Source organism: Nocardia sp. NPDC004860 (genome assembly GCF_040609015.1).
Classification (GTDB): Bacteria; Actinomycetota; Actinomycetes; order Mycobacteriales; family Mycobacteriaceae; genus Nocardia.
This window is the reverse complement of sequence record NZ_JBEXJI010000001.1, coordinates 441,071-455,989: the sequence shown is the minus strand read 5'-3', so window position 1 is coordinate 455,989 and position 14,919 is coordinate 441,071. Positions and strand designations below refer to the sequence as shown.

2 protein-coding genes are annotated in these 14,919 nt (G+C 71.9%); both read left to right on the top strand.

All coding sequences use genetic code 11. From position 1 onward, the window contains the following. Positions 1-3: 3 nt before the first annotated feature. Positions 4-7,260, top strand: a complete 7,257-nt coding sequence (locus ABZV44_RS01845) for an amino acid adenylation domain-containing protein (protein ID WP_354830649.1) — start codon at positions 4-6, stop codon at positions 7,258-7,260. Positions 7,261-7,521: 261 nt separating this feature from the next. Then, on the top strand, positions 7,522-14,862 hold the full coding sequence (locus tag ABZV44_RS01840) for an amino acid adenylation domain-containing protein (RefSeq protein WP_354830647.1): 7,341 nt from the start codon (positions 7,522-7,524) through the stop codon (positions 14,860-14,862). Positions 14,863-14,919: the final 57 nt, after the last annotated feature.

Sequence of the window (14,919 nt, the reverse complement as noted above, 5' to 3'; positions counted from 1 at the left end):
CAGTTGCTCACCGCCGCGGTCGAGTCCGCCGCCGACGACGTCGCCATCCGGTTCAATCCCACTGGAAACCCGGCCGACCAGCGCGAAATCAGCTACCGCGAACTCGATGCCGGGTCCTCGCAGCTCGCCCGGGAATTGATCGGCCGCGGCGTCGGCCCCGGCGACATGGTCGCGATCGGCATCACCCGCTCCATCGAATCGGTGCTGTCGGTCTGGGCCATCGCCAAGACGGGCGCCGCCTACGTGCCGGTCGATCCGGCCTATCCGCCCGATCGCATCGAACACCTGCTCACCGACTCCGGCGCGGTGCTGGGCCTGACGACGCGGGAGTACCGCGCCGCGCTGGGCACCGCCGCCGAGTGGATCGAACTGGACGATCCGGCGCACGCGCAGCGCATCGCCGCGCACCCGGATCACCCCATCTCCTACGCCGACCGGCCGGGCACGCTCACCGAGCAGCATCCGGCCTATGTCATCTACACCTCCGGGTCGACCGGAAAGCCCAAGGGCGTGGTGGTCACCCACACCGGCCTGGCCGGGCTGGTGGCCGCCGAGCGGGAGCACTACGCGGTCACCGCGGATTCGCGTGTGCTGCACGTCTGCTCGCCGAGCTTCGACGTCTCGGTGCTGGAACTGCTGCTGACCTTCACCGCCGGTGCGACCCTCGTCATCGCACCGGCCGGGGTTTTCGGCGGCGTGGAACTGGCCGAGCTGCTGGGCCGCGAGGCCGTCACCCATGTGCTGATCACCCCGGGCGCACTGGAATCGGTGGATCCGGCCGGGCTGACCGAGCTGACCACCGTGGTGGTGGCCGGTGACAAGTTCGGCCCGGAACTGGTGTCGCGCTGGGCGACCGCCGACCGTTCCTTCTACAACGGCTACGGCCCCACCGAGGCGACCATTCTCGCCACCTCGAGCGCCCCGCTGCTGCCCGGCGAGCCGATCACCATCGGCTCGGCCATCCCGGGTGTCGGTGCGTACGTGCTGGATTCGCGCCTGCGGCCGGTGCCGGACGGCGTGGTCGGCGAGTTGTACCTGTCGGGTCCGGCGCTGGCGCAGGGCTACAAGGGGCGGCCGGGGCTGACCTCGGAACGCTTCGTGGCGAGTCCCTTCGGCGAGGCCGCGGGCACGCCGGGCGCACGCCTGTACCGCACCGGCGACCTGGTGCGCCGCACCCCCGCCGAATCGGAAAACCCGGGCGTCATCGAGTACCTGGGCCGCTCCGACTTCCAGGTCAAGATCCGCGGCCTGCGCATCGAACTCGGCGAGATCGACAATGCGCTGAGCGCGCACCCCGACGTGGATTTCGCTGCGACACTGGGCAAGACGCTGCCCTCCGGCGCGACCGCGCTGGTGTCGTACGTGCTGCCGCGGCCGGGCGCGACCCTGGACACCGCGGCGCTGGCGGCGCACGTCGGCGAATCGCTGCCCGCCTACATGGTGCCCGCCGCCCTGCTGGTGCTGGACGAGATTCCGCTGACCCCGGTCGGCAAGCTGGACCGGAATGCCCTGCCGGAACCGGTTTTCGCGGCCCGCGAGTTCCGGGCCCCCGCCACCCGCGCCGAGGAGATCGTCGCGGAAGTGTTCGCCGCCTTGCTGATTCCGGACAACCCGGACGCGCGGGTGGGTGCGGACGACGATTTCTTCGAACTCGGCGGCAACTCGCTGCTGGCCGCACAGGCCGCCGCGCGCATCGGCACCGCACTCGGTGTGCGGGTTCCGGTCCACGTGCTGTTCGAGGGCTCGACCGTGGCCGAGCTGGCCCGGCGGCTCGACGGCGAATCGGCACCGGCCGCCGCCGGACCGGCGCTCGGCTCGCTGCCCCGCCCGAACCGCGTGCCGCTGTCGTTCGCGCAGCAGCGCATGTGGTTCCTCAACCGCTTCGACCCGAACAGCGCGGTCGACAATATGCCGCTCGCGGTACGGCTGTCCGGCGCCCTCGACGTGGACGCCATGCGCGCCGCGGCCGCGGATCTGGTTGCGCGCCACGAGGTCCTGCGCACCATCTACCCGGAGGTCGACGGCGAGGGCTACCAGCTGGTGCTGCCCGCCGGCGATCCGCGCGCGCTACCCGAACTGCCGGTCGCCGACATCGACGCCGCCGAGATCCCGGCCCGGGTGGCCGAGGTGGTCGGCGCCGGCTTCGACGTCACCGCCGCGCCGCCGCTGCGGCTGCGCCTGCTGCGGCTCGCACCGGACGAGCACGTGCTGGTGGCCGCGATCTATCACATTGCCGCCGACGGTGTTTCGATCGGCGTGCTGGCTCGCGATCTGGTCTCCGCCTACGCCGAGCGCATGCGCGGTGCCGCGCCGCAGTGGGCCCCGCTGCCGGTGCAGTACGCCGATTACGCGGTGTGGCAACGGGAATCGCTGGGCAGCGAGGACGATCCGGACTCGGCGCTGTCCCGCCAGATCGCCTACTGGCGCGAGGCCCTCGCGGACCTGCCCGACGAACTGGTACTGCCCTGGGATCGGCCGCGGCCCGCCGTCGCCTCCTACCGCGGCGGTACCCACTCCTTCCGCATCGACGACGAGATCTACGCGGCCGCCCGGCATTTCGCCGAGACGCACAACACCACCCTGTTCATGGTGGTGCACTCGGCGCTGGCCGTGCTGCTGGCCCGGCTCTCCGGCACCCGCGACATCGCCATCGGCACGCCGGTGGCCGGCCGCGGTGAGGCCGAACTCGACGACCTCATCGGCATGTTCGTCAACACCCTGGTGCTGCGCACCGACATCGACCCGGCCGTCTCCTTCGCGGACCTGGTGGCACGGGTGCGCGAGACCGACGTGCGCGCCTTCGGCCACGCAGACGTGCCGTTCGAGCGCCTGGTGGAACTGCTGGACCCGGCCCGCTCGCAGGCCCGCAATCCGCTGTTCCAGGTCATGCTGACCTTCCAGAACATGGCGCCCACCCGCCTCGAACTGCCGGGGCTCACGGTGGCCGGCGCGGACCTCGAGATCCCGTTCGCCAAGTTCGACCTGCAGCTCACCATGCAGGAGTCGCACGACGAGCACGGCGACGCCACCGGCCTGGCCGCCGAATTCTCCTACGCCCTGGACCTGTTCGACGTCGCCACGGTCGCCGAGCTGGCCGCCCGCTTCCAGCGAGTGCTCGCCGCGGTGACCGCTGCCCCGGCCGCCCCGGTCGGCGATCTCGCGCTGTTCTCCGCGGGGGAACGGCAGCGGGTGCTGGGCGACTGGAACGCCACCGCCTTCGACGTGGCGGCGACGCTGCCGGAAGGCGCTGCGGCGACCCTGGTTTCGCGGTTCGAGGCGCAGGCGGCGGCCACCCCGGACGCCGTCGCGCTGAGCTTCGCGGACGAGACCCTCACCTATCGCGAGCTGTCCGAACGGGCCAATCGCCTGGCGCGGCTGCTCATCGCCGAGGGCGTGGGGCCGGAATCGCTGGTGGCGCTGGCCCTGCGGCGCTCGACGGAACTGGTCGTGGCCATGTACGCGGTGCTGCACGCCGGCGCCGCGTACGTGCCGCTGGACCCGGACCAGCCGCTCGACCGCATCGGCCACATTCTCGACACCGCGCGCCCGCGTCTGCTGCTCACCGCCGAGCGGGACGAATTCGACTCCGGCGCACGCGATGTCGTGACGGTCACGGTGGAGCGGGCGGAGGCCGCGGCGGGGTCGCACAGCGGCGCGCCGATCACCGATGCCGAGCGCGTCCGGCCGCTGCGGCCGGAGCACACCGCCTACGTCATCTTCACCTCCGGCTCGACCGGCCGCCCCAAGGGCGTCGCCGTCGAGCACCGGGCCATCGTCAACCGCCTGGCGTGGATGCAGCACGAGTACGCGCTGACCGCGGAAGACGCCGTGCTGCAGAAGACTCCGGCCACCTTCGACGTGTCGGTGTGGGAGTTCTTCTGGCCCTTGCAGACCGGTGCGCGCCTGGTGGTCGCCAAGCCGGACGGGCATCGCGATCCGGTGTACCTGGCGCAGATCATCGCCGGACAGCGCATCACCACAGCGCATTTCGTGCCCTCCATGCTGTCGGCCTTCGTCGCCACCCTGGACAACGACAGCGAGCTCGCGAGTGCGGGCCGCGCGCTGCGGCAGGTGTTCGCCTCCGGTGAGGCGCTGCCCGCGCCCACCGCGCGGCAGCTGCGGGAGCTGACCGGTGCGCGGCTGCACAACCTCTACGGTCCGACCGAGGCCGCGGTCGACGTCACCTATCACGAGGTGACCGAGGCCGACACGGTGTCGGTGCCGATCGGCCGCCCAGTCTTCAACACCCGTGTCTACGTGCTGGATTCGCGCCTGAATCCGGTGCCCGTCGGTGTCGCGGGCGAACTGTATCTCGCCGGTGTGCAGCTGGCGCGCGGCTATGTCGAACGGCCCGACCTGACCGCCGATCGCTTCGTGGCCGATCCGTTCGGCACGGGTGAACGGCTGTACCGCACCGGCGATCTCGTGAAGTGGGATGCTGCGGGTGAGCTGGAGTACCTGGGCCGCACCGACTTCCAGGTGAAGCTGCGCGGTCTGCGCATCGAACTCGGTGAGATCGAGGCGGCGCTGCTGGCGCGGCCGGGCGTCGCGCAGTCGGTCGTGGTGGTGCGCGCGGACGCGCACACCGGTGACCAGCTGGTCGGCTACGTGGTGAGCACCGAGGCCACCGCCGAGGAGCTGAAAGCCGGTCTGGCCCGGGCGCTTCCGGCCTACATGGTGCCCAGTGCCATCGTGGTGCTCGACGCGTTCCCGCTCAATGCCTCCGGCAAGCTGGACCGCAAGGCGCTCCCGGCCCCGGTGTTCGAGGCCAAGACCTTCCGCGCGCCCTCGACCCCGATCGAGGAGAGCGTGGCCGATGTCTTCGCCGAACTGCTCGGCGCGGACCGGGTGGGCGCGGACGACGACTTCTTCGAGCTGGGCGGCAACTCGCTCATCGCCACCCGCGCGGTGGCCCGCATCAACGCCGCCCTCGACGCCAATGTGGCCGTGCGCGAACTCTTCGAGACCGCAACGGTTTCCGGCCTGGCGGCGCGTATCGTGCCGGGGGCGGCGACGGGGCTGCGTCCGCCGCTGGTGGCGGGGGAGCGGCCGGCGCGCGTCCCGCTTTCCCTTGCACAGCAGCGCATGTGGGTGCTCAATCAGCTGGACCCGGAGTCCCCGGCCTACAACATTCCGATGGTCATCCGCCTCACCGGCGCCCTGGATGTGCCCGCCCTGCGGCACGCCGTCGAGGATGTGCTGACCCGCCACGAGGTGCTGCGTACGCGCTACCCCGAATCGGCTCCGGGCGCACCGGCCTACCAGGAGATCCTCTCGGTCGCCGATGTGCTGCCGCACGGCCTCGAGGTGGAGCGGTCCGGCGATATCGGCGCCCGGGTCGCCGAGCTGGTCGGCACCGGATTCGATGTGGCCCAGCGGGTTCCGGTGCGGGTGCGCCTGATCACCGGCGACGACCCGGACGACTACCTGCTGGTCCTGGTGGCCCACCACATCGCCGCCGACGGCGCCTCCATGGCCCCGCTGGCCCGCGACCTGATGACCGCCTACCTCGCGCACGCCGCCGGCGAGGCCCCGGCGTGGGCGCCGCTGCCGGTGCAGTACGCCGACTACGCGGTGTGGCAGCGGGCTGCCATCGGCGTCGAGGACGACGCGGACTCGCCCGCCGCCGCGCAGGTCGCGTTCTGGCGTGAGCAGCTGGCCGGACTGGCGGACCGCCCGATCCTGCCGCTGGACCGGCCGCGTCCGGCGGCGGCCGCCATGCGCGGCGCGCTGCTCGACTTCACCCTGCCCGCCGAGGTGCACGCGGGGCTGAATCGCCTGGCGCGCAATCACAATGCGTCGCTGTTCATGGTGGTGCACGCGGCGGTGGCGGCCTGGCTGTCGCGGCTGTCGGGCAGCGCCGACATCGTCCTGGGCACGGCGGTCGCCGGGCGCGGCGAGCGCGCGCTCGACGATCTGGTCGGCATGTTCGTCAACACCCTCACCCTGCGTACCCGGGTCGACGCGGCCGCGCCGTTCGACGAGCTGGTCGAGCGGGCCCGCGAGACCGACCTGTCGGCCTTCGCCCACGCGGACGTGCCGTTCGAACGGGTCGCCGAACTCGTCGCGCCCGGCCGGACCGCGGCGAATCCGCTACTGCAGGTGGTGCTTTCGCTGCAGAACACCGAGACCCCGGTGCTGGAGCTGCCGGGCCTCACGGTGGCGGCGGTCGATACCCAGCTGGCGACGGCCAAGTTCGATCTGCAGATCAGCGTGGAACCGCGCCCCGGCGCGGCGGGCGCTGCGGGTGAGCTGGCCGTGATCCTCAACTACGACACCGAGCTGTTCGAGGCATCCTCCATGGAGTCCTTCGGCGGGGCCCTCGAGCGGGTGCTCACCTCGGTCGCCGCGGATCCACAGCTGCCGGTCGGCGACATCGTGCTGGCGGACGCCGCGGAATCCGCTGCGGTGCAGGCACTGTCGCAGCCCGCGCCGGAACCCGCCGGGCTCGGCGTGCGTGGTGCCGCCCTGGCCCAGGTGCTCACCACCGCCGCCGAGGACGACCCGGACGGCCCGGCGCTGGTGTGGGGCGACGAGGCGCTCACCTATCAGGAACTCGACGCCCGCTCCTCCCGGCTGGCCCGGGTGCTCATCGCCCGCGGCAGCGGTCCGGGCACCGGCGTGGTACTGCGCCTGGACCGCGGCGTCGACCAGGTGGTCGCGGTGTGGGCGGTGCTGAAGGCGGGCACCATGGTGGTGCCCTTCGCCGCCGCGGAAGTCCCGGGCCGGGATGTGAAGGTCGGCATCACCGTCGGCACCGCGCCCGACAGCGTGCGCGGCATCGAGTGGCTGTCGCTCGACGACTCCGAGACGGCGGCCGAGATCGCCGCCGAATCGGCGCGACCGGTCACCTACGCCAACCGGATTCGCGCACTGAGCGGCACCGACATCGCCTACGCGGCCGCGGACCGGACACTCACCTACGACGGCCTGGCCGCCGCGGTGGACCGGGCCCGCGCCCTCGACCTGACCTTCGAGTCGCGCACCTTCCACCACGGTGCGGCCGATTCGGCGCTGACCCTGATCGAAGTGGTCGCGGCGGGCGCGGTCGGAGCCTCCGTGGTCCTGGTGAATTCGGCCGGACCGGATCTCTCGGAGGCGCTGGCCGACGAGTGGGTCACCCACGTCTTCGCCGACCACGATCGCCTCGGCGAGCTGAATCCCGCTCCGCTCGAGGATCTTCGGGCCGTGGCGCTCGACGCGCCGACGACGGCCGCCGAGCTTTGGACGGACGCCGCCGTGCTCGTCCTGCCCGAATAGCCGAGCGCTAGCGGGTCGTGGTCGCGCCGCCGGATCCACCTCCCGGCGGCGCGAGTAGTAGCGAACAGCAATCGCTATGGTGCAGGTCACATGGTGCAACGCCGGGGCCGGGCCGCCGATAGTCCCTCCAGTTCGAGCCGCCGTAGCTGCTGTGCGCGGCTATGCTGTGCCGGTTCGCCCGGGCGAGTCGGTTCGTCGGCCCGGGCTGTCGAAGAAATTCGACGTGTGTGGATTGCTGGACGTGTGAGGTGGACAACACGGATGGATACAACCCGTAGATCAGTCCGTGGGAGCAGACGCCGCCGGTCCGGCAGCCCCTTCTTCGGTCAACTGCTCACCGCGGCAGTCGAATCCGCCGGCGATGCCGTCGCCATCAGCTTCAATCCCACCGGAAACCCTTCCGACCAGCGCGAACTCACCTACCGGGAGCTCGACGAGCAGTCCTCGCGGGTGGCGCGCGAACTCATCGCCCTGGGCATCGGCCCAGGTGATGTGGTGGCCATGGGCATCGCGCGCTCGGTGGAATCGGTGCTGGCCATGTGGGCCATCGTGAAGACCGGCGCCACCTATCTGCCGGTGGACCCGACCTATCCGGGCGACCGGATCGAGCACATGCTCACCGACTCCGGTGCCAAATTCGGTGTCACCCTGGCGACCCACCGGGCCGGGCTCGGGACCGCGGCCTACTGGATCGAACTCGACGATCCCACCCGGGCCGAGCGCATCGCGGCCCGGCCCGCGCACCCGATCTCCTACGCCGACCGCACCCGGCCGCTGACCGAGCAGCACCTGGCCTACGTCATCTACACCTCGGGCTCGACCGGCAAGCCCAAGGGGGTGGCCATCACCCACTCCGGGCTGGCCGGACTGGCCGCCCGCCGGGAAAGCCGTGCGGTGACCGAGGATTCCCGCATCACCCAGCTCACCACCCCGAGCTTCGACTTCTCCATCGTCGAGATGCTGTACGCCTTCACCGCGGGCGCCACCCTGGTCGTGGTGCCGCCGGACGTGTTCGGCGGCCACGAGCTGTCCGAGCTGCTCCGCCGCGAACGGATCACCCACATCTGTATCACCCCGGCGGTGCTGGAATCGCTGGATCCGGCTGTCCCGCAGGACCTGCGCGCCATCATGTGCGGCGGCGAGCGGGTGCCGCCCGCCCTGGTGGACCGCTGGATCACCCCCGACCGCGACTTCCATATCGAATACGGCCCGACCGAGGTCACCGCGTTGTCCACCGGTACCGCGGCGCTGCCGCGCGGCGGCGGCACGCACATCGGCACCCTGCTGCCCGGCATCGGCGCGTACGTGCTGGACGCGGGCCTGCGGCCGGTGCCGCCCGGCGTGGTCGGCGAACTCTATCTGGCCGGACCGGCACTGGCCGCGGGCTATCTGAACCGGCCCGTGCTGACCGCGGAACGCTTCGTCGCCGGACCCTACGGCGAACCCGGGCAGCGGCTGTACCGGACCGGCGACCTGGTCAAACGCCTGGAGAACGGGAACTTCGAACATCACGGCCGCACCGACTTCCAGGTCAAGATCCGTGGTCTGCGCATCGAACTCGGCGAGATCGACAGCGCCCTCACCGCGCACCCCGGCGTGGACTTCGCGGTCACCCTGGGCACCACCCTGCCCACCGGCGCCGCCGCCCTGGTCAGCTATGTGCTGCCCAGCCCCGGAACTGACCTGGACACCGTGGAATTGGCGGACTTCGCGGGAGAATCCCTGCCCGCGTACATGGTTCCCGCCGCCATCATGGTGCTCGACGAGATCCCGCTGACCCCGGTCGGCAAGGTCGACCGCGAGCGGCTGCCGGAACCGGTCTTCACCACCCGGGCCTTCCGCGCCCCCGCCACCGCCGCCGAGGCCGCTGTCGCGGAGGTCTTCTCCGGCCTGCTCACCCCGCCCGGCGCCGAGCCGCTGCGCGTCGGCTCCGACGACGACTTCTTCGAGCTGGGCGGCAACTCGCTGCTGGCCACCCAGGCCGTGGCCCGCATCGGTACCGCGCTGGGCCTGCGGGTTCCGGTGCGCGTGCTGTTCGAGGCGTCCACCGTCGCCGACCTGGCCGCGCTGCTGGCCGGGGAGGCGGCCGGGAACACCGCCCCCGCACTGGTATCCGGGCCGCGGCCCGATCGCGTGCCGCTGTCCTATGCGCAGCAGCGCATGTGGTTCCTCAATCGGTTTGCACCCGACAGCGCGGTCGACAATGTGCCGCTCGCGGTGCGGCTCTCGGGCGAACTCGACCTCGAGGCGATGCGCGCCGCCGTCCGGGACCTGGTCGAGCGGCACGAGGTGCTGCGCACCGTCTACCCGGAGGTGGACGGCGAGGGCTATCAGCAGGTGCTGCCGCTGACCGATCCCCGTGCGATACCCGACCTGCCGGTCGAGGACATTGATGCCGCGGAGCTGGCCACCCGGGTGCTGGCACTCGGCGGGACGGGCTTCGACGTCACCGCCACCCCGCCCATCCGGTTGCGGGTGCTGCGCCTCGGACCCGGCGAGCAAGTGCTGGTCGGCGTGGTGCACCACATCGCCGCCGACGGCTTCTCCATGGGCCCGCTCACCCGGGACCTGGTGACCGCGTACGTATCCCGCAGTTCCGGGGCCGCGCCGCACTGGGCTCCGCTGCCGGTGCAGTACGCCGACTACACCCTGTGGCAGCGCACGGCACTCGGCGCCGAGGACGACGAGAACTCCACGCTGGCACGGCAGATCGCCTTCTGGCGCGAGACACTGGCCGAGCTACCCGACGAACTGGTGCTGCCGTCGGATCGCCCGCGCCCGCCGGTCGCCTCGTATCGTGGCGGCACCTACCGCTTCGAACTCGCCGACGACGTGTACGCCGCCGTGCGCCGGCTGGCCCGCGGCCACAACGGCACCACCTTCATGGTCGTGCACACGGCACTCGCGGTCCTGCTGGCTCGGCTGTCCGGCACCCGGGACATCGCCGTGGGCACGCCCGTGGCCGGGCGCGGTGAGGCCGAATTGGACGACCTCATCGGCATGTTCGTCAATACCCTCGTGCTGCGTACCGACGTCGATCCCGCCGCCGGGTTCGCCGACCTGCTGGACCTGGTGCGCGACATCGACGTCCGCGCCTTCGGCCACGCCGACGTGCCCTTCGAACGACTGGTGGACCTGCTCGACCCGGCCCGGTCGCAGGCGCGCAATCCGCTGTTCCAGGTGATGCTCTCGTTCCAGAACCTGGCGCCCGCCGAATTCCGGCTACCCGGGCTCACCGTCTCCGGCACCGACCTCGAGGTGCCCTTCGCCAAGTTCGACCTGCAGCTGACCGTGCAGGAGACGGTGGACGAGCGCGGCGACGGCACCGGGATGGCGGCCGAATTCTCCTATGCGCTGGACCTTTTCGACGAGCCGACCATCGCGTCGTTCGCCCGCCGCTTCGCCCGCGTGCTGGAACTGGTCGCGGCCGACCCGGGTGCGCCCGTCGGGGATCTCGACCTGCTCGCGCCCGAGGAACGCCGCCGCGTCCTGACCGACTGGAACGCCACCGGCTTCGACGTCACCGCCGCGGCCGGCCTGCCGAACGATGTCGCGCCGACCCTGCTCTCGATGTTCGAGGCGCAGGTCGCCGACACTCCGGATACCGTGGCACTGGTCTGCGCGGACGAGCGCCTCACCTATCGGGAACTGGCCGACCGCGCCCGCCGGCTGGCCCGCGAACTCATCGACGGCTACGGGGCCGGGCCGGAAACCTCGGTGGCCCTGGCCATCCGGCGCTCCACCGAGCTGGTGGTGGCCATGTACGCGGTCCTCATGACCGGCGCCGCCTACCTGCCGCTGGACCCCGACCAGCCGCTCGACCGCAACGAGCACATTCTCGGTACCGCCGCGCCGCGCCTGGTGCTGACCACCCGGCGGGACGGCTTCGACAGCGGGAGCGGCACTCCCGCCCGCTTCGTCGAGGAGGCCGAGGAGCGGGCGCGGACCCGGTGGACGAGCACACCGATCTCGGACGCCGAACGGACCCGTCCGCTGCGGCCGGGGCACCCGGCCTATGTCCTGTTCACCTCGGGCTCGACCGGCCGGCCCAAGGGCGTGGCCGTCAGTCACGCCGCCATTGTCAATCGGCTGGTCTGGATGCAGGCGCAGTACCGGCTGACCTACGCGGATGTGGTGCTGCAGAAGACTCCGGCCACCTTCGACGTCTCGGTGTGGGAGTTCTTCTGGCCCTTGCAGACCGGTGCGCGCCTGGTGCTCGCCACCCCGGACGGCCACCGCGATCCGGTGTACCTGGCCCAGGCGATCGCCGAACATGGCGTCACCACCGTGCATTTCGTGCCGTCCATGCTCGCGGTCTTCCTTGCGGCACTGGGTGAGAGCAACCCGCCCGGAGCGGAGCGGAGGGCAATCGAACTCCGTCAGGTGTTCGCCTCCGGCGAGGCGCTACCCGCGCCGACGGCGCAGCGACTACGGGAGCTGACCACCGCCCGACTGCACAACCTCTACGGTCCGACCGAGGCCGCGGTGGACGTCACCTATCACGAGGTGACCGATGCCGACACCGTGTCGGTGCCGATCGGCCGGCCGGTCTTCAATACCGCTCTCTACGTGCTGGATTCGCGGCTGCGACCGGTCGCCCCCGGCGTCGCGGGTGAGCTGTATCTGGCCGGTGACCAGCTGGCCGTCGGCTATGTGGCCCGCCCGGACCTGACCGCCGACCGGTTCGTCGCCGACCCCTTCGGTCACGGGGCGCGCATGTACCGCACCGGCGACCTCGTGAAGTGGCGTGCCGACGGCGAACTGGAATACCTGGGCCGCACCGACTTCCAGGTGAAACTGCGCGGCCTGCGCATCGAACTGGGCGAGATCGAGGCGGCCCTGCTGGCCCAGCCCGGGGTGGCCCAGTCGGTCGTGGTTGTGTGCGCCGACGCGCAGGGCGGTGAGCAGCTGGTCGGCTACGTGGCCCGCGAGCCCGCCGCGGAGGTCGATCCTACCTTGGTGAAAGCCGCTCTGACGCAGCTGCTTCCGGCCTACATGGTGCCCTCCTCGATCGCGGTCATGGACGCCTTCCCGCTCAACGCCTCCGGCAAGCTGGACCGCCGGGCACTGCCCGCCCCGGTGTTCGAGCCCCGGCGTTTCCGCGCGCCGTCGACCCCGATCGAAGAGATCGTGGCGGGCGTCTTCACGGATCTGCTCGGCGCGGACCGGGTCGGCGCGGACGACGACTTCTTCGAGCTGGGCGGCAACTCGCTGATCGCCACCCGGGCGGTCTCGCGGATCAACGAAGCGCTGGAAGCCACCGTCTCGGTGCGCGAACTCTTCGAGACCGCAACGGTTTCCGGTCTGGCCGCCCGGATCGTGCCGGGCACCGCGACCGGTGCGCGTCCGCCGCTGGTGGCGGGGGAGCGGCCGGCGCGCGTCCCGCTTTCCCTTGCACAGCAGCGCATGTGGGTGCTCAATCAGCTGGACCCGGAGTCCCCGGCCTACAACATCCCGATGGTCATCCGCCTCACCGGCACTCTCGACGTGCCCGCCCTGGCACGGGCCGCGGAGGACGTCCTGACCCGCCACGAGGTGCTGCGCACCCGCTACCCGGAATCGGGCCCCGGCGGCGCTCCCTATCAGGAGGTGCTCTCGGTCGCGGAGGCGCTGGCGGGTGGTCTCGAGACGGAGCGCGCCCGGGACATCGGCGCGCGGGTGCAGGAGCTCATCTACGCCGGATTCGATGTCGCGCACCAGGTTCCGGTGCGCATGCGACTGCTCACCGGGGACGCGCCCGACGACTACCTGCTGATCCTGGTCGCCCATCACATCGCCGCCGACGGCGCCTCCTTCGCGCCGCTGGCCCGCGATCTCATGATCGCCTACACCGCGCGCGCCGCGGGCGAGACGCCCGGCTGGGCGCCGCTGCCCGTGCAGTACGCCGACTTCGCACTGTGGCAGCACGCGGTGATCGGCTCGGACACCGACGAGGATTCCGTCGCCGCGGCGCAGGTGGACTACTGGCGCGGACAGCTCGCCGGTCTGCCCGCGCGGCCGCTGCTGCCGCTGGACCGGCCCCGCCCGCCGGCGCCGTCCATGGCGGGCGCGCTGGTCGACTACGTGGTGCCCGCCGAGATCCACGCCGAGCTGAATCGCATTGCGCGCCGCCACAATGCGTCACTGTTCATGGTGATGCACGCGGCCGTCGCGGTCCTGCTGGCGCGGCAGTCGGGCAGCGCGGACATCGTCGTCGGCACCCCGATCGCGGGGCGCGGCGAGCAGGTGCTCGACGGCCTGGTCGGCATGTTCGTCAATACCCTCACCCTGCGCAGCACGGTCGATCCCGCCGCCTCCTTCGACGATCTGGTGGCCGCCGCCCGCGAAACCGATCTGGCGGCCTTCGCGCACGCGGACGTGCCGTTCGAGCGTGTGGTGGAGGCGGTCGCGCCCGGCCGTGGCCAGGCCGATCCGCTGCTGCAGGTGGTGCTGGCGCTGCAGCACAACGAGGTGGCCGAGCTCGAGCTGCCCGGCCTATCGGTCTCCGGGGTGGACGCGGCGGTGGAGGCCGCCAAGTTCGACCTGCAGATCGGCGTCGAGGCCGGGCCGCTCGCCGCGGACGGCACCCCCGGCGACCTCGCCGTCGTCTTCTCCTATGCCACAGAGCTTTTCGACGAGTCCACCATCGAGACCCTGGGTGCGCGCCTGGTGCGCATCCTGGCCGCGGTGGCCGCCGATCCGCACATGCCGGTGGGCGACATCGACCTGCTGAGCCCGGCCGAGCGCGCCCGCGCCCGGGCACTGCCCGCGCCCGCCCCGGCGGTGACCGCCACCGCGCACGGCACGGCGCTGCCGCAGTCGCTGTCCGCCGCGGTCGAGGACGACCCCGACGGTCCGGCCCTGGTCCGGGGTGAGGAGACGGTGTCCTACCGGGACCTGGACGCCCGCTCCTCGCGCCTGGCCCGCTTCCTGATCGGGCGCGGCTGCGGCCCCGGTACCGGCGTCGCCGTGCGGCTGGACCGGGGAGCCGACCTGGCCGTGGCCACCTGGGCCGTGCTCAAGACCGGTGCGGCGGTGGTGCCGCTGGCCGGTCTGGACCGGCTGCCGCCCAGTGGACTGGATGTGAAGGTGGGCCTGACCGCCGGGAAACCGGTCGCCGTGCCCGGCATCGACTGGCTCGCCCTGGACGATCCCGCGGTGATCGCCGAGGTCGCCACCGAATCGGCGCGGCCGGTCACCTACGCGCACCGCATTCGCGCACTGCGCGGCGATGACACCGCCTTCGCGGCGCCGGGCCGGGCGTCGCTGAACTACGACGAGGTCGCGGCCATGGTGGATCGGGTGCGGGCCGAGTCCGAGCTCACCTTCGAATCACGCACCTACTGGTCCGGTTTGGCGGATCACCCACTCGCGCTCATCGAACCGGTCGCCGCCGGCGGCGTCGGGGCGTCAATGGTCCTGGCGGGGGCCGGAGCCGATCTCGCCGAGACCCTCGCCGACGAATGGGTCACCCACCTGTTCGCCGACCGGGCCCGGCTCGACGGGCCGGACCCCGCGGAACTGGACGATCTCACCGCCCTCGTGGTGGACGGGCTGCCCGTCCCCGCCCGGTGGTCGGGTCTGACCGTCGTCGCCGTCCCGGGGGCCGCCACCGCCCGATGAGCACCTGGTGAGCGGCCCGGAGTGGCCCTCCCGCCCGCAGGACTGAATACTCCTTTG

Coding starts and splice junctions, on each gene's coding strand:
- ABZV44_RS01840 (WP_354830647.1), top strand. CDS start 7,522: ATGGATACAACCCGTAGATCAGTCCGTGGGAGCAGACGCCGCCGGTCC.